The sequence below is a fragment of the Bordetella tumulicola genome (assembly GCF_054779135.1).
Window position 1 is genome coordinate 1,461,121 of the sequence record NZ_BAAGYU010000007.1, and the last position, 21,473, is coordinate 1,482,593.

Consider the following 21,473-nt stretch of genomic DNA (forward strand, 5'->3'; position numbering starts at 1 on the left):
ATGGCTGACTCGATGCACCACCGACTGACAGCGGGCTCCCCTTACCCATTGGGTGCCACCAGCGATGGCCTGGGTATCAACTTCGCCGTGTTCTCCGCTAATGCGACGCGCCTTGAGCTCTGCCTGTTCGATGAGCGCGGCCGCAGAGAATTGTGTCGGCTGGCACTGCCCGAGTGCACCGACGAGATATGGCACGGCTATCTGCCCGATGCACAACCCGGGCTGGTATACGGCTATCGCGCGCATGGCCCCTACGACCCCCGCAATGGGCATCGTTTCAACCCACACAAACTCTTGCTCGATCCGTATGCGCGCCGCTTGACGGGCGCGCCGCGCTGGTCGGACGCGCTATTCGGCTATCGGATGCAACATACCAAGGCCGACCTCAGCATGGATCGACGCGACAGCGCTATCGCCATGCCCAAGGCCGTCGTCGTCGACGACTATTTCGACTGGGGCCGCAGTGCCCCGCCAGGCACTGCCTGGAATGACACCGTGCTGTATGAGGTGCACCTGCGCGGCGCCACCATGCAACGCGAGGATCTACGCACGCCCCTGCGCGGCACCGCAGGCGCCCTGGCCGATCCGCGCTTTCTGGACCACCTGCACCGCCTTGGCGTGACCGCCGTCGAATTGATGCCCGTACACGCATTCCTGCAAGACCGTTTTCTGATCGAGCGGGGTCTGCGCAACTACTGGGGGTACAGCACCCTGTCGTTTTTCGCGCCTGAGCCGAGCTATGTGCCGCAAGGCGGGCCCAATGAACTCAAGCAAGCCATACGACGTCTGCACGCCGCGGATATTGAAGTGATCCTGGACGTGGTCTACAACCATACCTGCGAAGGCAGCGAGCTGGGACCCACCCTGTCATGGCGCGGGCTGGACAACGCCAGCTATTACCGATTGGTTCCGGGTGATGAACGCTATTACGTCAATGACACCGGCTGCGGCAATACCCTCAATATCTCGCATCCTCGCGTATTGCAAATGGTAATGGACTCGCTGCGCTACTGGGCGTGCACCTATCGCGTGGATGGTTTCCGTTTTGACCTGGGTGTCACGCTCGGGCGCGAAGGCACCGGTTTCGACCCTGGCTCGGGTTTCTTCGACGCCATCCTGCAAGATCCGCAGCTGACACGGCTGAAATTGATATCCGAACCCTGGGATGTGGGGCCCGACGGCTATCAATTGGGCCAACATCCACCCGGTTTCGCCGAATGGAATGATCGCTTCCGAGACGGCACGCGACGCTATTGGCGCGGCGACGACGGTATGACAGGCGAGTTGGCTGCACGACTGACGGGTTCCCGCGATCTGTTTGATCGTCGGCATCGGCGCCCCTGGGCCAGCATCAATTATGTCGCTTCGCACGACGGTTTTACCCTGCGCGATGTCACCAGCTATGCCTGCAGCCACAATGAGGCTAATGGCGAAGAAGGCGCTGACGGCCATGGAGAAAATTTCAGTGCTAATTGGGGCCATGAAGGTCCGACCGACGACGATCGGATTCTGGATTTGCGCTCGCGGGTGCAACACGCGATGTTGGCGACCGTACTACTGGCCGATGGCACCCCCATGCTGTTGGCGGGCGACGAGTTCGGCAACAGCATGGGAGGAAACAACAACGCTTATTGCCAGGACACCCCCGTCAGCTGGCTGGACTGGCAGGATCTGGCGACAGATCCTGGCGCGTCATTGGCGCGCTATACGGCACGCCTGATTGCCCTCAGACGCGCCCATGCCAGCCTGCGCGCGGCCCGTTACGGCGACGCGGGCTACGAAATCGCACCCGGCATTGCCGCCCTGTCGTGGTTTACCGAGCACGGCCAGCCAATGGATCCGCCGGCCTGGGAAGACGCCGAACGCCGGACGCTGGCGATGCGCCGCGCGGCGGCAAACGATGACCATGAGGCGAACGTCACCTTGCTGCTGCTCAACGCCGGCGACGAACCCGTCAATTTCCAGTTGCCATTGCCAACGCTTGCCTGGACCATCGAACTCGATAGCGCTCAACCTTCGCGCCCTACGCAGCCCGCCGATGACCAAGCGCAGGAAGTGGCGGCACACAGCGTGTTGGTGTTAAGCGCCCAGACCCCCAGAGGTACGCCATGAGCGCAACGCCTCCCTCTGCCACGATAGATAGCGCCGCGTCGCCCGACCAGCTGCCCGCGCCGCTCAACGACGCCACGCCGATGTTTGGCGCGCAGGTGATGTCCGATGGCACGACATGCTTTCGGCTGTGGGCACCGTCGGCGCCGCCCTCCCTGGCGCTGGAAATCGAGGGCTTAGCACCTATCCCGCTGCGGCCTGATGCGACGGGATGGATACACACGCGTGTCGACTGCCCGCCCGGCGCGCGCTACCAATACCGGCTCGACACGCAACGAACCGTGCCGGATCCCGCGTCGCGCCGACAAGCCGATGACGTGCATGGTCCCAGTATCGTTACCGCATCGGGCGGCTACGCGTGGTCCCATCCGGACTGGAACGGCCGTCCTTGGGAGGAGGCCGTCGTCTACGAAGTCCATGTGGGCCTGGCGGATGGCTACGCCGGTTTGCAGCAACGCCTGCCAGCGCTGGCGGCGCTTGGCGTCACCGTCGTGCAACTCATGCCTATCGCCGACGTTTCTGGCCAACGAAACTGGGGCTATGACGGTGTGTTGCCCTTCGCGCCAAATCCCCGATATGGCACACCGCTGCAGTTGAAGACGCTGATCGATACGGCGCACGGACTGGGAATGAGCATCATGCTGGATGTGGTCTACAACCATTTCGGCCCTGATGGAAATTACTTGGCCCTATACGCCCGGGAGTTCTTTCGCGATGACATACAGACCCCTTGGGGGCCAGCCATTGACTTCCGGCGACCACAGGTATGCCGCTACTTTGAGGAGAACGCCCTCTATTGGCTGACGGAGTACCGCTTCGACGGTTTGCGGCTTGATGCCGTGCATGCCATCGCCAATCCCGAATGGCTACCCCGCCTGGCACATTACGTACGCAGTCATATTCCTGCATCCCGGCACATTCATCTGGTTGTGGAAAACGACGACAACCGGGCCTCGCTGCTGCGGCAAGGCTACGATGCCCAATGGAATGACGATGGGCACCATGTGCTGCATCATCTGCTCACAGGCGAGACGCACGGCTACTACGCCGACTATGCAACGGAACCTACCGCTATGCTGGCACGCTGTCTGAACACGGGTTTCGTCTATCAGGGACAGCCCACGTTGCGTGATCCCGCACGACGTCGCGGCGAGCCCACGAGCGGCCTACCCCCCACCGCGTTCGTGCTGTTCCTGCAAAACCACGATCAGGTCGGCAATCGCGCCTTTGGCGAGCGCCTGCTGACACTTGCCAACAAGCGTCCCGCCGCCCTGCGAGCCGCCGTGGCGCTGCAACTACTGACACCGCAAATCCCACTGATATTCATGGGCGAGGAATGCGGCTCCGTAGCGCCGTTCCTGTACTTCACAGATTATCGCGACCCGACCCTTGCTCAAGCCGTACGTGATGGCCGACGACGGGAGTTCGACTTTGGCATTCGCGGACAACAACCTGCGAGCCAACCGCTACCGGATCCCAACGAAGCGGCCACCTACACGGCCAGTTACCCGTGGGTAGACACCCCCGACTCGACGCAGTGGCACGAGTACTATCAGGCCTTGCTGGCCGTGCGCCAGCACATGATCGTCCCCCGCCTGGCCGGCACCCACGCCGAAGCGGCCTACGTGTTGGGCTCTTCGGTGGTGGGTGCACATTGGCGCATGAGCGACGGCGCGCGCCTTTCACTGTATGCCAACCTGGGCGATCAAGACGCCGACTCGCTGCAACTTGAGCCGCCCAGCGATACCGCTGTCTTGCTATTCCAGAGTGTTGCCGGTGCATGCGACGCCTTGGCTCGCGCATGCTTACCCGCCGCTTGCACCGTGTGCCTATTGGAGGAAGCACAATGAGCGCTGGCATGTCCGCCGCCGACCCCCTGACCGAGCTGGCAGAAGCCGCTGGCGTGGCAACGCGCTGGACAGACGCCAGTGGCAAGCCCCGAGGTGTCTCTGCCGATACGCTGCGCGCCGTACTGCGCGCCATGCACTTGCCTGCCGACACGCCGGCACAAACCTACGATAGCTTGTCCGCCTTGAGCGAACCTGTAACCACGCCGCCCGCACTGGCCGTCGTCACCACCGGTAGTCGCCTGCGAATACCGGGCGTGCGTCGTCGCCGTTACCGTATCCAATACGAAAATGGCACTTGCGCAGAGGGCCAGACTAATCGCGATGACGACCACCTCAGCGTGCCCGTGCCAGACAGCCCCGGCTACCACCACCTTGAATTGGACGGCTATTCGTGCAGGCTGGCCGTAGCACCGTCACGCTGCCCTACACCCAAGCAACTATTGCGGCAGGATCCTCCGCGCGCTTGGGGCATTACGGCGCAAATCTACAGCTTGCGTCACGCTGACCCGCTCCGCCATCCGGCAGCGGGAGGTTATGGCGATTTCGGTGCGCTGGGTGAATTGGCCGGCGATGCGGCCCGGCTGGGTGCCGATGCCCTGGCTATCAGCCCGGTACACGCCATGTTTAGCGCCGAGCCGGGCGCCTGCAGCCCCTATTCGCCGTCGAGTCGGCTATTTCTGAATGTGCTCTACGCCGACCCGGGCGCCGTATTCCGTGCTGACGAAGTACGGACTGCCATGGCAGCCATCGATGGCGACGGCCGCGCAGCCGCGCTAGAGCGGGCCGCACTGATTGATTGGCAAGCCGCAGGCACGCTGCGGCTTGCATTGTTGCGCAAGCTATACGACAGCTTCGACCGCGCGGCACTGGCTCCGCGCGAGGCCTATGCGCGCTTTCGTCAGGCAGGTGGCGACGCGCTGCAGAACCACGCGGTGTTCGAAGTTCTTCATGCTCGCCACACCACCGATTGGCGAAAATGGCCCGATGCCTTGCGCGATCCACGATCATCGCGGACGCGCGGCTTCGGCGCGGCCCATGAGCGCGAGGTCGGCTTTCACATATTTGCGCAATGGTTGGCGCGCACCAGCCTGGAACGCGCGCAAGCCAATGCCCGCGATGCCGGCATGCGTCTTGGCCTGATTGCCGACCTAGCCGTGGGCACAGATCCGCGCGGCAGCCACGCGTGGAGCCAGCAGGCCGACATCATCGAAGGTCTGTCGATCGGCGCTCCCCCCGATCTCCACAACCCGACAGGGCAACAATGGGGTTTGGCCGCGTTCTCTCCGTATGCGTTGCGCGAGCGCGGCTATGGTCCCTTCATTGAAATGCTGCGCGCCGTACTGGCCAGCACGGGCGGAATACGCATTGACCATATCCTGGGCCTGGCACGTCTGTGGGTGGTGCCGCCCGGCGCAACGCCGGCCGCGGGCGCCTACCTGCGCTACCCGCTGGACGATATGCTTCGGCTGATCGCCCTGGAAGCATGGCGGCACCAGAGCCTGGTGGTGGGAGAAAACCTGGGTACCGTCCCCGCCGGTTTCAACGATCAACTGGCGCAGCACGGGATTCTGGGCACTAGCGTGCTGTGGTTTCAGACCGAACCGTTGTCGGCGGTATCGTCATCCCACGGCCATCCAGCATTCCTGCCTCCCCAGAGCTGGCCAAGCGACGCGATTGCCATGCCCGACACCCACGATCTACCTACCGTGCGTGGGTGGTGGGAAGGCCGCGATCTTTATTGGCGCGAACGGCTGTACCGCGAACCCGACGGCACACACGCTGAGCGCCTATGCCAAGCCCGGCGCACGGCTTTGTGGTCCAGCCTGCGCGCAGCAGGCTTAGTACGTGGAAACGACCCACCGAGCGACCCACCGATCACAGCTGTTCTAAGCTTCGTGGCGGCCACTGCAGCGCCACTGATGCTGGCGCCACTGGAAGATCTGGCCGCCATCGCCGAGCAGCCCAACTTGCCCGGTACCATTGCCCAGCACCCCAACTGGCGTCAGCGCTTGCCAACTATGCAGTACGGTCTGCTGCATGACCCCGCGCTACGCGCCCGCATCCAGGCCATCAAAGCCAACCGGAGCGCGCCATGACGCCACGCGCCACCGCCCGACTGCAACTGCACGCCGGCTTCACACTGGACGATGCACGCGCGCAAGTTCCCTACTATGCACAACTCGGCATCAGCCACCTGTACATCTCACCGCTCAGCACCGCACGCTGCGGGTCCACGCATGGCTACGACGTCACGGATCACAGTAGGGTGAATCCCGAGTTGGGCGGAGAAGCCGCCCTACGGCAGTTGGTTGCCGCCCTACGTGGTCACGACATGGGACTGATCGTCGACATCGTGCCCAACCACATGGCGGCCGATTGCGCCAATCTCTGGTGGCGCGATGTACTAACCCATGGGCCGGCCAGTCGCTACGCCGACTGGTTCGATATCGATTGGCACCCGGCGGATACCGCGCTGCAGGGCAAACTGCTGCTGCCGCAATTAGCACAACCGTATGGCGTCAGCCTGCGGGCCGGCGATATCCAACTGAGATACGATGCCATCACCGATACCTACGTCATCGATGTTGCGGGCACCCGCCTGCCGTTGGCCACAGGTACCGAACCCGTTCAGGTGGCACCCGGCACCTTGCGTGAATCGCATGACCCCGCCGACCAAGCAGGCCTGACCCGGCTGCATCAACTACTGGAACGACAGCACTATCGGCTGGCGTGGTGGCGCACAGCCGCCGATCAAATCAATTGGCGACGCTTCTTCGAAATCGACACACTGGTGGGCGTGCGGGTCGAACAACCCGCGGTGTTCAAGGCCGTGCATGCGTTGACACTGCGGCTTTATACCGAGGGGCTGATTGATGGCGTGCGTATCGATCATATCGATGGTCTAGCCGACCCGATCGGCTATTGCCGCCAACTGCGCACAGCGCTGACAGCTCACGGCCAAAATCGGATGGCCGCCGGGCTGCCGCGTGATCCTTACCTGATCGTCGAGAAAATCCTGGCTCCCGGAGAAGTCCTGGATGGACGCTGGGATATCGATGGCACAACAGGTTATGACTTCATGGATCAGGCAGGCGCGCTGCTGCATGACCCTGCTGCCGCGTCCGTGCTGATCCCGGCGTGGCAGGTATTGGCACAAGACGCCCGGCCCACGGCCCAGCAGCTTGAAGGGGTGCGCCTGCACATGTTGTCGCGCCACTTCGCGGCCGAGCGCCGTGCGCTGGTGCGCGCGTTTTTGCGCCTTGCGCGACAAACACTGGAAACACGCGATTGGAGCGAAGACGCCATCGACCGCGTGCTTACCCGCCTGCTGGCCGCCTTTCCGGTGTATCGCACCTATGCTGATCCGCAAGGTCGCAACGCATCCGATCAAACCTATTGCCAGATCGCGGCAACGCGGGCGCGGCATTTGCCGGGCCCCGCCCTGTCGCAGGCCGACGTTGAACTGCTGGAGCAGATCGATCGCTGGCTGGCCGGCGGCACCGCCCAAGACGACGCGTGCGTGGCCGTGCGCCGATTCCAGCAGTTGACGCCGCCACTGGCAGCCAAAGCGCTCGAAGACACGTTGTTTTATCGTTACGGCCCCATTCTGTCACGCAACGAAGTCGGCGCGTCACCTGATCAGTTCGCTCTATCGGTAGCTGATTTTCACCGTGCCTGCGCGGCTCGCGCACGCCGCTTTCCCGCCGCCATGCTGGCCACCGCTACCCATGATCACAAGCGCGGCGAGGATGTCCGGGCTCGCCTGGCCGTGCTGACAGAGGCACCGCTTGAATGGCTACGCCATGTCCAACAATGGCTGGGACCGCCAGGCGATCCGCCAACGGCGGCAGATCGCTACATGCTGCTGCAAACCCTCGTGGGCGCCTGGCCGCCAGAGCTCGATCCGGCCGATACAACAGGCGTGGACCATTTTCTGGATCGCGTACGTGCCTGGCAATGCAAAGCCGTGCGCGAAGCCAAGCAGCACTCCAGCTGGACCCAACATAACTTGGCATACGAATCGGCTTGCGACCAGTACTTGAGCCGCCTACGCGAGCCAACCGACACACACCCGCCGCGACTGGGTGAAATCGCTGCCTTTGCCGAGCGCCTGACGCCCGCCGGTCTGGTCAACAGCCTGGTCCAGACGACCCTGCGCATGACCGTGCCAGGTGTGCCGGATTTGTACCAAGGCACGGAATTCTGGGATTTCAGTCTGGTCGATCCCGATAATCGCCATCCTGTGAACTATGAGACCCGGATGGCCGCACTGATTAATGCTCCCGCGTCGATTACGGGTGGCGACACCCTCACGCAAGCCGGCTGGCGATCGGGGCGGATAAAGCAACACCTCATCCGCTGCCTGCTGCAACGGCGCGCGGCTTATCCGTTACTGTTCCAGCATGGCTCGTATCTGCCACTGTCCGTGCATGGCGCGCAGGCCGTCCATGTACTGGCCTTCGTCCGCAGCCATGAAGATCAGCACTTGCTGGTGGTGGTGCCACGTCTGTGTGCCTTGAGACTGGCTCAGCCGACGCAAAATAGTCAGGCGCTCGCGTTCTGGGCAGACACCCGCATACGCCTACCGACCGGGTTGACGCGCCTATCCTGGCGCGACGTGTACAACGACGACGTGCTACGTCCCGATGTCCATGGCTGCCTGGATCTCGCCCAACTACTGCAAGACGGGCCCGTCAGTGTCCGGCTCGCTTAAGGCAGACCGGCTTCGCGTTGACCGGGATAAGCCATCCAGCGCCGACGCGTCGGACACATTCTGCTCAAGCATCCCACGAAGCCGTCGGATCAACTCGCCCACCGAAAACGGTTTCAGAATAACGTCCATTCCTTCACCCTGGAATTCGCTACCGTCCACGACATTCTCGGCGTAGCCCGTCATAAACAACACCTTCAATTCCGGACGGGATTCGCGCGCGATATCCGCTACCCGGCGGCCGTTCAAGCCGGGCAAACCCACGTCGGTGAGGAGTAAATCTACCTGCTGGGTATCGGCCAACAGACGCACACCCGCCTCACCGTCTGACGCGGTCAAAACGCGCACCGGCATCGCCATCAAGCTTTCGCGTATCATTTCGCGCACATTGGTGTCGTCTTCGACCAGCACGATCACCGCGTCGGCGGGTAGGCTATCAATCTCAGAGGCATTGCGACCCGCCCGACGCGCTGAATTCGCCGGCGGCCCTTCATAGCGAGGCAGGTAGAGACGAACCGTCGTGCCCTGATCAGGTGCACTGTCGATCGTGATCAGTCCGCCCGCCTGTCGCGCAAAGCCGTAGATCATCGACAGACCCAGACCGGTTCCTTCCCCCATCGGCTTGGTCGTGAAAAATGGCTCGAAGGCGCGCGCCAATACCTCTTGCGGCATTCCGTGTCCCTGGTCTTTGACATGCACCTCGATGAATTCGCCCGGCCGCACATCGGGATACTGGTGCAGAAAGTCCGCGTCGAGCTGGGTGTTGACCGCCTGCACCGTCAAATGACCGCCATCCGGCATGGCATCGCAGGCATTGATGACCAAATTCAGCAACGCGCTCTCGACCTGATTGGAATCGCACTTGACGATATGCAGGCCGGGCTCGGCCAGGCAAGTCAGCGTAATACCCTCGCCCGTATAACGGCGAAACAGGTCCTCCATCGAGGCCAACGTAGCTGCCATGTCCAGCGGCTTAGGATTGAGCGGCTGCCGCCGCGAAAAACTCAACAACCGCTCGGTCAGACGTGCGGCGCGACCGGCAGAATCCATGGCCGTCGCAATGAAGCGATTGGCTTCATGGTACTTGCCGGTATCCACCTTGCGCTGAATCAGATACAGCGCCCCGCTGATCCCCTGCAGCATATTGTTAAAGTCATGTGCGATCCCACCGGTCAACCTGCCCACGGCCTCCATCTTCTGCGACTGCAGCAACGCCGCCTGGGCTTGGCGCAGTTGCTCGGCCTGCAGTTTGAAGTCGGTATCGTCGCGGCCCACCAAATAGAAACTGTCGTGAGCCCATGTGATGGTCCAAGTGATCCAGCTATAACTACCGCTTTTGTTCAACAACCGGCTTTCCAAGTGCCGCACCTTCTGGCCGGCCTCCTCGTTGAGCAGCAGGTTGTCTCTGATGTGAGGTAAATCTTCCGGGTGAGCGAGATCCCCCAGAGGCATCGCCAGGAACTGTTCCTGCGTCCAACCTAAAATCGCTCGCACGGCCGGGTTCACACTGACAAATTGTCCCCGTGCGTTCGCCACCGCAAGCAAGTCGGGCGACAGGCGCCAGATCCGATCACGCTCGGCGATGGCCGACTCGACGCGTTGCTCGAGCACACGGGCATACTGCGAGCGCTCGACGGCATCGCACAGGCGCTCGGCGACCTCCTCCACAAACGCAGTATCCGGCCCTTTCAGGCGACGCTCGATATGGGATTTCACGTACAACATCCCGGTGGGCCACCCCCAGCGCCGCAATGGAATGGCGATGGCTATCGGACCGGCCTCGCCCGACTGACTCGCCAGCAAAGGCGACAAATACGCCGTTCGACTGTTTTCATACGCCTGGAAATACTCATCGCCTATTTGATCCGCGGTAATGCCCTCGCCTTCGGCCTTCGCTTGCTCCGATAGCCAATGTGTCGCCACGCGGGCTGCATCGGTGCCCACGTCGAACTCAAGAACAGCGACCACACTCAGACCCAAGTATCGGCCTAACGCCTCGCATGCAGCATGCTCAATGTCGACCTGCTGATGAATTTCGCGTAATTGATCGACCACGGACAGAAGAAAATTCTTGCGATGCTGCTCCGCCCAAAGCTCGCTCTCGGCCGCCTTGCGAGCCGTAATATCCAGCACCAGCACCGTGATCCTGTCCGATTGCGCTTCTTTATGCACGTGCGCCTCGTACCAGGCATCGCGACCCTGATGGGGCGCGGCTAGTTCGAACTGTGCCGACACGCCTGTTTCCACCACGTGGATGAAAGTTTCCATGACCTGCTCGGGCATGTTCGATATTATTTCGCGCAGCGAATGGCCCAGTGTATTGCCGGAATGCAGGCCACTTTGCTGCTCAAAGGCCGGGTTGACCTCGAGAAACCGAAAGTCCGTGATCACGCCCTGCTGATCGCGCATGGCTTCAATCAGAAAGAAGCCTTCTTGCATGCGTTGGAAAATTCCATGCCAACGCTCGCTGCTTTCCCGCAGCGCCTGCAAGGCGCCATGACGCTCGATAGCCAGCGCCACAGTGCGCACCACCACTGCCATGGCGTCGATATCTCGCGGTGTCGGCATGTGTTCGACATCGTAGTAATTCGAAAACACACCAAGCAGCCGACCGTCAGTGCCTTTGATGGGTGTGGCCCAACACGCTCGCAAATTGTGCCGAAGGGTCTGCTCGCGCCAGGGACTCCAGTGGGGATGCGTGGCAACATCATCGACATACACGGGCGTACCGGAATGGGCAGCGGCACCCCACGATGCCGCAGTGGGCAAAATCGGTACGCCATCGATAGCCGCCAGGAACTCTGCGGGCAGTGTAGGTGCTGCCATATGGCGTAAACGGACGCCAGCGTCGTCGACCGACATGACCGACGTTCGAAGATACACACTGGATTGCTGCTCAACGGCACGCAGCACATGGTCGATGACATCGGGCAGCGGCACGCCATCCGCAATGCGCTGCAGCATGATGCGCTCTTCTTCGAGGCGAGCGCGCGTATCGGCCCAAGGATTGCACACCTGATCGTGCTTGGTGAACATTACGCCCTCGTACACAAACCGGCAGAGACTGTCTGCACGTTTTTCTACCACATTTTTTCAAGTATGCCTGGATTGCGCCAGAAACAACGTAACACCACGCAACGCCCTACTACCTAGGTCGGCTAGCAAACAGCATGCCCGATCCTCTACCTCAATGGAGACAAGCGGACGAACATTTTTCGCCTGTCGGTAAAAAGTAAATCAACGCGACACGCGCCGCCCTTCAGAAACGTCGGGCACGATTTTTGCCTGACTTTCCTGCTACGCATATCGGAGAGCCACATGCCAAGTCAGGACGCGCACGCTCGCGGCAGCGCCACAGTCAAATTATTGACGGTCAACGTCCACAAGGGGTTCACGCTCTTCAATCGACGGTTCATTCTGCACGAATTGCGCTCGGCCCTGCGCGATGCACAACCTGACATCGTATTCCTGCAGGAAGTCATCGGCTCACACCACCGCCATGCACGACGTCTGGCGGCATGGCCCGCGACCTCGCAATACGAATTCCTGGCCGACAGTCTCTGGAGCGACTTCGCGTACGGGCGCAACGCGGTCTATCCTGAGGGAGATCACGGCAACGCGGTGCTCTCGCGCTGGCCGATCATTGAGCACCACAACTACGACGTTTCGGTGGGCACCCATGAAAGTCGCGGCATACTGCATAGTCAAGTTCGCCACCCCGACGTGGCCGACGATATGCATGTGGTCTGTGTGCATCTGGGCCTTCGCGAAGCGCACAGGCGTGCCCAATTAAATCAATTGTGCACGCTGGTAAATAAAATCGATAACAACGCGCCCGTGCTGGTCGGCGGCGACTTCAACGACTGGCGTCGGCGCGCCAGCGACATGCTGACGGACTGTTCGATGCGCGACGTGTTTCGTAGCACGCTGGGGCGCGAGCCGCGCACGTTTCCAGCCCGGTGCCCGTTACTGGCGCTAGACCGCATTTATGTGCGAAACGTGATCTCGGCTCGTCCGGTGGCCCTGGCGTCGCGGGTTTGGCGCCATCTGTCGGACCATGCGCCGCTCGCGGCCGAGGTACGACTATGACCTCCACCTGGCGCCAGGGCAATACGGTACGTTTGTTGGAAAACGGCGAGGAATTCTTTCCCCGCGTGTTCGACGCCATTCGCGCGGCCCACACGGAAATCCTGCTGGAAACCTTTATTTTGTTCGACGACAAAGTCGGACAGGAATTACGCCAAGTACTGATTGACGCAGCGCGTCGCGGTGTTGAGATCGATCTTACCGTGGATGGCTACGGCTCCGATTGCCTGGACGACGCCTTCATCGCCGGCCTGACCGAAGCCGGGGTGCGTTTCCATATTTTTGATCCGCGCCCCAGAATGCTCGGTTTTCGTGTTAACGCGCTGCGCCGCATGCATCGCAAGGTAACGGTGGTGGACGAAAAGATAGCCTTCGTCGGCGGCATCAATTATTCGGAGGACCATCTTGGCGACTTCGGCCCCGAAGCCAAGCAAGACTATGCGGCTGAACTGCACGGCCCCATTGTCGAAGACATCCGTCACTTCGCCTACGCGGCAGTGCATGGTGGACAGGAACGACGATTAGGCCGCCGCCTGAAGACTTCGCATGGTCCCCAAGGCCAAGGCGCAGCGCTGTTCCTGACGCGCGACAACGACCGCCACCACAACGACATCGAGCGCTCTTACCGTGCCGGTTTTCGTATCGCTCGACACGACATCATTGTCGCCAATGCCTATTTCTTTCCCGGCTACCGACTGCTGCGCGATTTGCGCAACGCGGCGCGACGCGGCGTTTGTGTACGATTGATACTACAGGGCGAACCCGACATGCCGATTGCAAAGCTCGCGGCCCGCACCCTGTACGACTACCTGCTGTCGGCCGGCGTCATGATCTACGAATATTGCGAGCGGCCGTTGCACAGCAAGGTGGCCTGCATCGATGACGAGTGGGCCACCATCGGCTCCAGCAATCTGGATCCGCTCAGCCTGGCCCTGAATATGGAGGCCAATGTGGTGACGCGCGACGGTGCCTTTACGGCGGAACTTCGCGCGTCGCTGGAAAAACTGATCCAGGGTCACTGCCGCCGTATCATGCCGCGACACGGCGTAAAACGTGTACTGCGCCGTCTATGGTTCGGGGTGGCGATCTATCACGTGCTGCGCCATTTTCCCGCGTGGGCCGCGATGCTGCCGTCTGGCCGTGCGCATTTGCAAAGCATCGATCCCTCCCGCACCTCAACACCCACCAACGAGCGCAACCATGACTGAATTTCGTCGCTCGTTTCTGCGTTCCACCTGGCGTCGTATGCGCCACTTCTGGAAGCGCACACGGCGAGTCTGGACTGGATTATTCATGGTGGCAGCCATCGCGCTATTGGTGCAGTTGGCGCGCGACGTTCAGTGGCACGAGGTCTGGCGCCAACTGCAAGAGATACCCAACTCAGCCTTGCTGGAGAGCGCCTGCCTGGTGCCAGTAGCCTACCTGGCCTATACCGCGTTCGACCTGATCGGCCGCGCCTACACCGGACACAAACTGGGCACCGGGATAACCATGGCCGTCGCTTTCGTCAGCTACGCGGCCAATCTTAATCTGGGAGCCTTGGTGGGCGGGATCGGCCTGCGCTTTCGCCTGTACGGCAAGCAGGGACTGCGGGTATCCGTAATTTCCAAGGTGTTGGCGATGAGCATCTTCACCAACTGGCTAGGCTACTTGTGGTTGTTCGGTGTGCTGTTCGCGCTACGGCAGGCGCCCGCCGCGTGGCATCTGAGCCAGACCATGCTGCAGATAGCCGGCGTCCTCATGCTGATCGTCGCCTCGGGCTATCTCTCGCTAAGCGCATTTTCGCGCCGCCGGCACCTGCGCGTGGCCGGGCGTCACATCCCGATTCCCACCGTGCGCGTTGCCTTGCTGCAGTCCGTGTTATCGGTCATCTGCTGGGGCGCCATCGCCGGCATTCTGTATCTGCTGTTTGAAAGGCAGGTGTCTTATACACAAGTGCTGGCCGCGCTGCTGCTCAGCAGTATTGCCGGAGCGCTGGTTCACATACCCGGCGGTGTCGGTGTGCTGGAAGCGGTCTTCGTCGCCATGCTGGCGCCCGAAGTTTCACAGGTACAAGTCTTGGGTACGCTACTGGCCTATCGCGCCACGTTCTACTTGGCGCCTCTGGCTTTGGCGCTGGTGATGTACGCCGTGCTCGAAGCCCGTCCCGGAAAATCTCCAAACGACCGCGCGATCCACACGAAATAGACACTACGTGCATCCAACCGTTTCAATTCAGGAAAAAGTCAGCTTTATGAGCGCTCAATGAAGGTTATCAGATCAGATCACCGGGCGACGCGGCAGCAATAGCTGCCGCTTGCGCCGGCCCGCCCCTTGTACAGGATGCGACATGGACACTCTGACTCACGATACTCCCCAAGAACACGATGCGCCGCACGGCTGGCGGCGCTGGCTGTTCGCGACCAATCACAAAGACATCGGGACGATGTATCTCATCTTCTCGTTCGTCATGCTGCTCGAAGGAGGCGTACTGGCCCTGCTGCTGCGCACTGAGCTGTTCGAGCCCGGTTTGCAATTCTTCCAACCCGAACTGTTCAACCAGTTCACCAGCATGCACGGATTGATCATGATCTTCGGCGCGATCATGCCCTCGCTGGTCGGGTTTGCCAACTGGATGATCCCGATGCAGATCGGTGCGGCGGACATGGCCTTTGCGCGCATGAACAACTTCAGCTTCTGGCTCCTGCCCGTCGGGGCGATGATGCTGACGGCATCGTTTTTCGTACCGGGCGGCGCCACCGCCGCCGGCTGGACGTTGTACGCGCCACTGTCGGAGCAAATGGGTCCGGGCATGGACTTGGCCATATTCGCCCTGCATATCATGGGGGCCTCGTCCATCATGGGGGCCATCAATATCATCGTCACGATCCTGAACATGCGTGCGCCGGGCATGACCCTGATGAGAATGCCGATGTTCTGCTGGACCTGGCTGATCACCGCTTTCTTGCTGCTCGCTGTAATGCCGGTGTTGGCGGCGGCGGTCACCATGGTGCTGACTGACCGCCATTTCGGCACCGGCTTTTTCAATGCCGCCGCCGGCGGCGATCCTGTGCTGTATCAGCACGTGTTCTGGTTCTTCGGCCACCCCGAGGTCTACATCATGATCCTGCCGGCGTTCGGCATCATATCCATGATCGTGCCTACCTTCTCGCGCAAGAAGCTGTTCGGCTACGCTTCGATGGTCTATGCCACGGCGGCCATTGCGGTGCTGTCGTTCCTGGTATGGGCGCACCACATGTTCACCACCGGCATGCCCGCCACCGGTCAGTTGTACTTCATGTACGCCACCATGCTGATATCCGTTCCCACCGGCGTAAAAGTCTTCAATTGGGTGGCCACCATGTGGCGGGGGTCGTTAAGTCTGGAAACACCGATGCTGTTCGCGATCGGCTTCATCTTCGTGTTCACCATGGGCGGTTTCACCGGCCTGATCCTGTCGATTGCCCCGATCGACATTCAGGTGCACGACACATATTACGTGGTCGCGCACTTCCATTATGTGCTGGTGGCCGGTTCGCTGTTCGCGCTGTTTGGCGGCGCCTACTATTGGGTACCCAAGTGGACGGGCCGCATGTACAACGAGAAACTGGGAAAAATCCACTTCTGGTCCACGCTGATTTCGTTCAACGTCACGTTCTTCCCCATGCACTTTCTGGGTTTGGCCGGTATGCCGCGTCGTTACGTTGACTACGCCGCGCAGTTCACGACCTTCCACCAGGTGGCGACGATCGGGGCATTCTGGTTCGGCTTGTCGCAGCTCTTATTTTTGTATGCCATGTTGACCTGCTATCGAGGCAAAGGCACCGTGGCTGCGGCCAAGCCCTGGGAAGGCGCCGAAGGTCTGGAATGGAGTGTGCCCTCGCCGGCCCCGCACCACACCTTTACGGTTCCGCCGGATATTCACTAGGCGGATACTCATGCAATTGGGCCATCTATTCCGGGGTGTGCCGGCGTCGACACGCCCTTGCGACGACACCGTCGTCGCTACATCGACCGACGTCGAGCGGCACTGGGAACTGAAACGCAACTGTTGCGTCACGCCGCGTCAGTTTCTGTTGGGTATGGCAGGCACCGCGGGAATCGCCCTACTGATCAGCTTGATCTTCAGTTGGCGGGGTCTATGGCTGGTCGCGTTCTACGGCGCCCTCGAGATCGCGCTCATCGCGGGCGCCACGCTGTCCTTTGCTCGTCACGTCCGTGATGGAGAAACGGTGACGTTGTTGACCGATGGCCGCATGGTCGTGGACGTTTACACAGGAAGCGACGCAACGCGTCATGTCTTCAACCGCAACTGGGCACGGCTCGTGCGACTGCCTGAAGCGCCAGACACACTCTGGCTGCACTACGGCACTGTTCGCCTGCGGCTGGCTCGCCATGTACCGACCGAACGGCGCCGCCATATCGAGAGCGAATTGCGACATTCGCTGCCTTGGCGTGGCCCTCCGGGATCGTGCCAGGGCACGAACGCGCGCTACACGGGAGATCCAAATGTACGTCCGATTGAAAAAACTACACGATCAGGTCATGGTCATCACCGGCGCCAGTAGTGGCATCGGCCTGGCCACAGCCCGAATGGCTGCTCGCGAGGGTGCCAAAGTCGTGCTGGCCTGCCGCAACCAGCAGGCCCTGGACGAGATCGTCGCCAGTATCCGCGCTGAAGGCGGGGACGCTTTGGCCGTGCAGGCCGACGTCGGCGTCGAGGCCGACCATGATCGCATCTTGAACACCGCCATCGAACACTACGGCCGCGTCGACACTTGGGTCAACAATGCCGGGGTATCCATCTTCGGACGCCTCGAAGAGGTGCCGATGGATGATCAGCGCAAGCTGTTCGAAACCAATTATTGGGGCGTCGTATATGGCTCGACCACCGCTGTCGCACATCTGAAGAAACAAGGCGGTGCGCTGATCAACATAGGCAGCGAGGTATCGGACCGCGCCATTCCCCTGCAAGGGGCCTATTCCGCATCGAAACACGCCGTCAAGGGTTATACCGACGCGCTGCGCATGGAACTCGAAACGGAAGGCGCGCCAGTGTCCGTCACCCTGATCAAGCCGGCCTCGATTGCCACCGGCTATTCCGAACACGCCCGCAATTACATGGACGTAGAGCCTCGCCTGCCGCCGCCGCTCTATGCAGCAGAGACCGTCGCGCGCGCCATCCTATACGCCGCGCAGCACCCGCGACGTGACATTTACGTAGGCAGCGCGTCAAAAGCCATGTCCTCCATGGGTCAACGTATGCCCTCGCTATCCGACCGGATGGCAGGTTGGCTGATCCGTCACCAGCGTAGCGATAAGGCCGCTACCGAGCGCCCCGATGCGCTGTACGACGCCGGCACTCCGTCACAGGGCGACACGGGCCGTGAAGGTGTCGACGTACCGCACGTGCGCAAACGCAGCGTGTACGCCCATCTTTCCACCGGCGGCCGCGGCCTGGTGTGGGCAGGCGCGGCGGCTCTGCTCTGCGGCACTGTCATCGGTGCGGCACGCGGTCGACGTTGGCACTAACGGCTTTGTCTATGACCCCTACGGCGAGCCTGATCCTGGTGCTGGTGGGCATCGCGCTGATGGTCGCCGAGGTGCTCACTCCCGCTCTGGGACTGCTTGGCATCGCCGGCTTGGCATTACTTGCGTCCGGATCTCTGTTTTTATACGACACGCAGGCCGGCGACTTTGCCGTGTCGGTACCTTTGGTAACGATCACGGTTGTCATCGGCGCTCTGCTGCTGGTATTGATTGCCTTGGTAGTACGACGCGCCCAGCGCCGGCGCGTCAATTTCGACCACAGCACCCAGCCCGGTGAGTCCGTCGAAGTCTTGTCTTGGCAAGGGCGCGAAGGGCTGGTGCGCGCTGGCGCAGAAATCTGGCAGGCGCACGCCGATATACCTTTGGCTTGCGGCCAGCCCGCGGTCATCGTATCGCGCCGGGGGCTCATCCTCCACGTACGCGCCGCGGACCTGACCCAAAAGGAACTCCCATGACTCTCATCGCCTATATCATCGTGGCGGCACTGCTGATACTGCTCGCCATATCCATGATCCGCATACTGCGCGAGTACGAGCGCGGCGTTGTCTTCACCCTGGGGCGCTTCACTAGCGTAAAGGGGCCAGGCCTGATCATACTGATCCCGGCGATACAGCAAATGGTGCGGGTCGAGCTACGCACCATCGTGCTGGATGTTCCCACGCAAGACATCATCTCGCGGGACAACGTATCGGTAAAAGTAAATGCCGTACTGTATTTTCGGGTCGTCGACGCTGATCGGGCGGTGATTCAGGTCGAACACTACATGGAAGCCACCAGTCAACTGGCACAAACGACACTGCGGTCCGTCTTGGGCAAGCACGACCTGGACGAGATGCTGTCCGAGCGCGACAAGCTGAATGCCGACCTTCAGGAAATCCTCGACCGGCAAACCGAAGACTGGGGCATCAAAGTCGCCAACGTAGAAATCAAACATGTGGATATAGACGAAAGTATGGTGCGCGCCATTGCCCGCCAGGCCGAAGCCGAACGCAACCGTCGTGCGCGCATCATTAACGCCGAGGGCGAAGAGCAAGCCGCCGAAAAACTGGTCGAGGCCGCACGCGTATTGGGCCGCACACCCGAAGCCATGCAACTTCGTTATCTGTCCACTTTGTATGACATCGCCGGCGACAAGAGTTCGACCATCGTATTTCCCGTTCCCATCGATCTACTGCAACGCATATTCGAGCGGTCAGACAATCCGCAATAGCGGCCCGGCAGGCCGCGCCAGAATCCACGACGCAACCGCTTGCCGACCCGCTGGGCTGCCAGATTTTCATTCTAGGGTTGGTTTTCGACCGTCTTTGCTGCATTCTCCGCGATGACGGTCCAACGCAACCCGACCTGCAGCGTCCGTGCCTCCTCCAGGCGACGCTGCAGTGTAGGCAGTACGTTGGCAGCGTAGGCTCGAATATCTGGATCGTTGCTGTTACGCACCGCACGTTTGAACAGTGCCACCACCGCTGACTGCCCTTGGACTGCTACTTTCTCCAGATACAGCGCGTCAAACGCCGCTGTCGGGGCACTCTTCAACTCGGCCAGCACAGCTTGCTGCCCTGCGCCCACCACGCTCGGCACGGCACGCGACTTGGCGGCGGCAACCGCTAATAATTGTGCACGGGCCGCAGCTTGATCGCCGAGGACCGCCCGAGCATAGGCCCGTACGTCCTCGCTCGAGGCCCGTTGCAGGGCCAGGTCTCCCGATCTCAGCTCAAACAAGCCCGCTCGAATGACGGCTTCCATAAAAAGTCGGTCTTGATTATCCAGGGCGACCGACGAAGCGTATGCCTGAATGCCACCGATGACTATCGCGGCAGTCGCCGCCGCGATAGCGGTCATTTTCCAAGGACTCATATCGTTCCCCTGGGGATACCCGCCGATCGCGGGCTGAAACGGCATAGCAACCGACGTGCCCGAGGGCTGGGGCCCTCGGCCCAGCACCTCGCCTCACGAGCGATTGTCTACTGGCGGCGCATCAGGGGTCTGTCGCCCCGGATCGCGGAAGTCTTCCGCGTCCACGCCTGGCGGAATACGTATTTTTGCGCCGGCGCGATTCGGATCGGCAGGGCGATCATTCAAGGTGCGGTCGGTATCGCGACGCCGCATGCGTTCGTCCTCTTGCTCGCGCCGACTGGAAGGTGAAGTCGGTGACGAGGCTTTATCGGAGTCAGACATGGCGATCTCCCAAATCAAAGGCATCCGTTTAAAGGTAATTAATTAAAAACACCCATCATGTCGCAATTTTCGTTCCAGCCCCCGCACCCACGGCACGAAACTTGCAGTGCATTTGCTCCGCGCCCTGTGGCGCAGTCTCTCTGCCTAAGGAGCACACCATGAACTTGTCTATTCTTCGAATCCCGCTCTTTCTCACTCATGCTGTGCCGCGTCAACCCGGCCTGGGCCCCAGCGACTCATCGGACTCGGGCAGCGATCTGCCGGGCTCGGCTGGCGAACATGACACCGACTCACAGGGCACAGGGGAACGCGAAAGCGTAGAGCCGTCGCTAGAGGACGACAGCGGCGCCGACATTGAGACTGATCAGATTGTCGACGAAGACGAGGCGGGCGTGGCCCATACGCGACCCGATCCCATACGCAACGGCGGCGACGCGCAATAAATCTCACTTGGCCGGCGATGCCCGACGGCAGAGACGGCTTCGTTTCACCACAAGGAGAACGATAATGGACGTCAACTGGTCAGACCTCTTCCGGCTGACCGTACCGCCGCTAGAATTAATCATCCGCGGTACGGTCATGTATTGGTTCATATTGATAGTGCTGCGCATGGCTGGCCGGCGCGACGTAGGGTCGCTGGGTATCGCGGACATGTTGGTACTGGTGTTGATCGCCGACGCCGCGCAAAATGGCATGGCGGGCCAGTATCAGTCCATTACCGACGGCGCCATCCTGGTTGCCGTCATCGTGGGATGGGTAGCGCTGATTGACCGATTGACCTATTTCATGCCGCGACTGGGCACCTTGCTCAAGAGCGACAAGGTCTGCCTCGTACGCGACGGTCAGATCCTTCGCCGCAGCATGCGGCGCGAATACATCACGCCGGCCGAATTGATGAGCGAACTGCGGCAGCGCGGCATCGAAGATCTGTCGGAGATCCGCCGTGCCTATATGGAGCCTGATGGCAACATCAGCGTACTGAAACGGCATGGGAGCTCCTGACCCGTCCGATA

At 61.2% G+C, this 21,473-nt stretch carries 17 protein-coding genes; 14 read left to right on the forward strand and 3 right to left on the reverse strand.

The window, feature by feature from the left end:
• From glgX to treY, 4 genes are all read left to right on the forward strand, one after another.
• Entirely contained in the window at nt 1–2,112 is a 2,112-nt protein-coding gene (glgX, locus tag ACYVDM_RS15015; protein ID WP_415792952.1) for a glycogen debranching protein GlgX, read from the forward strand.
• 80 nt (nt 2,113–2,192) lie between these two features.
• The gene (treZ, locus tag ACYVDM_RS15020; RefSeq protein ID WP_415792992.1) at nt 2,193–3,959 is read left to right on the forward strand and encodes a malto-oligosyltrehalose trehalohydrolase; all 1,767 of its coding nucleotides are present in this window, start codon (nt 2,193–2,195) and stop codon (nt 3,957–3,959) included.
• Nucleotides 3,960–3,967: 8 nt separating this feature from the next.
• The gene (malQ, locus tag ACYVDM_RS15025; RefSeq protein ID WP_415792953.1) at nt 3,968–6,055 is read left to right on the forward strand and encodes a 4-alpha-glucanotransferase; all 2,088 of its coding nucleotides are present in this window, start codon (nt 3,968–3,970) and stop codon (nt 6,053–6,055) included.
• Nucleotides 6,052–8,673: a malto-oligosyltrehalose synthase gene (gene treY / locus ACYVDM_RS15030; RefSeq protein WP_415792954.1), complete on the forward strand. Its 2,622-nt coding sequence runs from the start codon at nt 6,052–6,054 to the stop codon at nt 8,671–8,673. The genes malQ and treY overlap by 4 nt, the downstream gene beginning before the upstream one ends.
• On the opposite strand, the gene ACYVDM_RS15035 is transcribed toward treY, so the two are convergent.
• Nucleotides 8,635–11,706 (reverse strand): PAS domain S-box protein, encoded by a 3,072-nt coding sequence (locus ACYVDM_RS15035; RefSeq protein ID WP_415792955.1) that lies wholly within the window; start codon nt 11,704–11,706, stop codon nt 8,635–8,637. The genes treY and ACYVDM_RS15035 overlap by 39 nt on opposite strands.
• 282 nt (nt 11,707–11,988) lie before the next feature.
• On the opposite strand from ACYVDM_RS15035, the gene ACYVDM_RS15040 reads away from it, so the two are divergent.
• The 8 genes from ACYVDM_RS15040 (at nt 11,989) to ACYVDM_RS15075 (ending at nt 19,495) form a co-directional block, all read left to right on the forward strand.
• On the forward strand, nt 11,989–12,759 hold the full coding sequence (locus ACYVDM_RS15040; RefSeq protein ID WP_415792956.1) for an endonuclease/exonuclease/phosphatase family protein: 771 nt from the start codon (nt 11,989–11,991) through the stop codon (nt 12,757–12,759).
• Nucleotides 12,756–13,964, forward strand: a complete 1,209-nt coding sequence (gene clsB / locus ACYVDM_RS15045) for a cardiolipin synthase ClsB (RefSeq protein ID WP_415792957.1) — start codon at nt 12,756–12,758, stop codon at nt 13,962–13,964. The genes ACYVDM_RS15040 and clsB overlap by 4 nt, the downstream gene beginning before the upstream one ends.
• Nucleotides 13,957–14,943 (forward strand): lysylphosphatidylglycerol synthase transmembrane domain-containing protein, encoded by a 987-nt coding sequence (locus ACYVDM_RS15050; protein ID WP_415792958.1) that lies wholly within the window; start codon nt 13,957–13,959, stop codon nt 14,941–14,943. Before clsB ends, ACYVDM_RS15050 begins: the two co-directional genes overlap by 8 nt.
• A gap of 142 nt (nt 14,944–15,085) precedes the next feature.
• On the forward strand, nt 15,086–16,663 hold the full coding sequence (ctaD, locus tag ACYVDM_RS15055) for a cytochrome c oxidase subunit I (RefSeq protein ID WP_415792959.1): 1,578 nt from the start codon (nt 15,086–15,088) through the stop codon (nt 16,661–16,663).
• 10 nt (nt 16,664–16,673) lie between these two features.
• Nucleotides 16,674–17,303 (forward strand): DUF2244 domain-containing protein, encoded by a 630-nt coding sequence (locus ACYVDM_RS15060; RefSeq protein WP_415792960.1) that lies wholly within the window; start codon nt 16,674–16,676, stop codon nt 17,301–17,303.
• Nucleotides 17,245–18,267 (forward strand): SDR family oxidoreductase, encoded by a 1,023-nt coding sequence (locus tag ACYVDM_RS15065; RefSeq protein ID WP_415792961.1) that lies wholly within the window; start codon nt 17,245–17,247, stop codon nt 18,265–18,267. The genes ACYVDM_RS15060 and ACYVDM_RS15065 overlap by 59 nt, the downstream gene beginning before the upstream one ends.
• Nucleotides 18,268–18,278: 11 nt before the next feature.
• Nucleotides 18,279–18,740, forward strand: coding sequence for an NfeD family protein (locus ACYVDM_RS15070; protein ID WP_415792962.1), 462 nt, complete (start codon nt 18,279–18,281; stop codon nt 18,738–18,740).
• Entirely contained in the window at nt 18,737–19,495 is a 759-nt protein-coding gene (locus ACYVDM_RS15075; protein WP_415792963.1) for a slipin family protein, read from the forward strand. Before ACYVDM_RS15070 ends, ACYVDM_RS15075 begins: the two co-directional genes overlap by 4 nt.
• 71 nt (nt 19,496–19,566) lie before the next feature.
• Here the strand turns inward: ACYVDM_RS15075 and ACYVDM_RS15080 are convergent, their stop codons facing one another.
• The gene (locus tag ACYVDM_RS15080) at nt 19,567–20,139 is read right to left on the reverse strand and encodes a DUF4142 domain-containing protein (RefSeq protein ID WP_415792964.1); all 573 of its coding nucleotides are present in this window, start codon (nt 20,137–20,139) and stop codon (nt 19,567–19,569) included.
• 93 nt (nt 20,140–20,232) lie between these two features.
• Nucleotides 20,233–20,460, reverse strand: a complete 228-nt coding sequence (locus ACYVDM_RS15085; protein ID WP_415792965.1) for a hypothetical protein — start codon at nt 20,458–20,460, stop codon at nt 20,233–20,235.
• A gap of 158 nt (nt 20,461–20,618) precedes the next feature.
• On the opposite strand from ACYVDM_RS15085, the gene ACYVDM_RS15090 reads away from it, so the two are divergent.
• Together ACYVDM_RS15090 and ACYVDM_RS15095 are read left to right on the forward strand one after the other, a co-directional pair.
• Complete coding sequence (locus ACYVDM_RS15090; RefSeq protein ID WP_415792966.1) at nt 20,619–20,903, forward strand: MatE family transporter; 285 nt, start codon at nt 20,619–20,621, stop codon at nt 20,901–20,903.
• A 64-nt stretch (nt 20,904–20,967) separates the two neighbouring features.
• Entirely contained in the window at nt 20,968–21,462 is a 495-nt protein-coding gene (locus ACYVDM_RS15095) for a DUF421 domain-containing protein (RefSeq protein ID WP_415792967.1), read from the forward strand.
• The last annotated feature ends 11 nt before the right edge of the window (nt 21,463–21,473 follow it).

Excerpts from the sequence above, each read along its gene's own strand:
- glgX (WP_415792952.1), top strand. The coding sequence starts at position 1 with ATGGCTGACTCGATGCACCACCGACTGACAGCGGGCTCCCCTTACCCA.
- treZ (WP_415792992.1), top strand. The coding sequence starts at position 2,193 with ATGTTTGGCGCGCAGGTGATGTCCGATGGCACGACATGCTTTCGGCTG.
- malQ (WP_415792953.1), top strand. The coding sequence starts at position 3,968 with ATGTCCGCCGCCGACCCCCTGACCGAGCTGGCAGAAGCCGCTGGCGTG.
- treY (WP_415792954.1), top strand. The coding sequence starts at position 6,052 with ATGACGCCACGCGCCACCGCCCGACTGCAACTGCACGCCGGCTTCACA.
- ACYVDM_RS15035 (WP_415792955.1), bottom strand. The coding sequence starts at position 11,706 with ATGTTCACCAAGCACGATCAGGTGTGCAATCCTTGGGCCGATACGCGC.
- ACYVDM_RS15040 (WP_415792956.1), top strand. The coding sequence starts at position 11,989 with ATGCCAAGTCAGGACGCGCACGCTCGCGGCAGCGCCACAGTCAAATTA.
- clsB (WP_415792957.1), top strand. The coding sequence starts at position 12,756 with ATGACCTCCACCTGGCGCCAGGGCAATACGGTACGTTTGTTGGAAAAC.
- ACYVDM_RS15050 (WP_415792958.1), top strand. The coding sequence starts at position 13,957 with ATGACTGAATTTCGTCGCTCGTTTCTGCGTTCCACCTGGCGTCGTATG.
- ctaD (WP_415792959.1), top strand. The coding sequence starts at position 15,086 with ATGGACACTCTGACTCACGATACTCCCCAAGAACACGATGCGCCGCAC.
- ACYVDM_RS15060 (WP_415792960.1), top strand. The coding sequence starts at position 16,674 with ATGCAATTGGGCCATCTATTCCGGGGTGTGCCGGCGTCGACACGCCCT.
- ACYVDM_RS15065 (WP_415792961.1), top strand. The coding sequence starts at position 17,245 with ATGTACGTCCGATTGAAAAAACTACACGATCAGGTCATGGTCATCACC.
- ACYVDM_RS15070 (WP_415792962.1), top strand. The coding sequence starts at position 18,279 with ATGACCCCTACGGCGAGCCTGATCCTGGTGCTGGTGGGCATCGCGCTG.
- ACYVDM_RS15075 (WP_415792963.1), top strand. The coding sequence starts at position 18,737 with ATGACTCTCATCGCCTATATCATCGTGGCGGCACTGCTGATACTGCTC.
- ACYVDM_RS15080 (WP_415792964.1), bottom strand. The coding sequence starts at position 20,139 with ATGAGTCCTTGGAAAATGACCGCTATCGCGGCGGCGACTGCCGCGATA.
- ACYVDM_RS15085 (WP_415792965.1), bottom strand. The coding sequence starts at position 20,460 with ATGTCTGACTCCGATAAAGCCTCGTCACCGACTTCACCTTCCAGTCGG.
- ACYVDM_RS15090 (WP_415792966.1), top strand. The coding sequence starts at position 20,619 with ATGAACTTGTCTATTCTTCGAATCCCGCTCTTTCTCACTCATGCTGTG.
- ACYVDM_RS15095 (WP_415792967.1), top strand. The coding sequence starts at position 20,968 with ATGGACGTCAACTGGTCAGACCTCTTCCGGCTGACCGTACCGCCGCTA.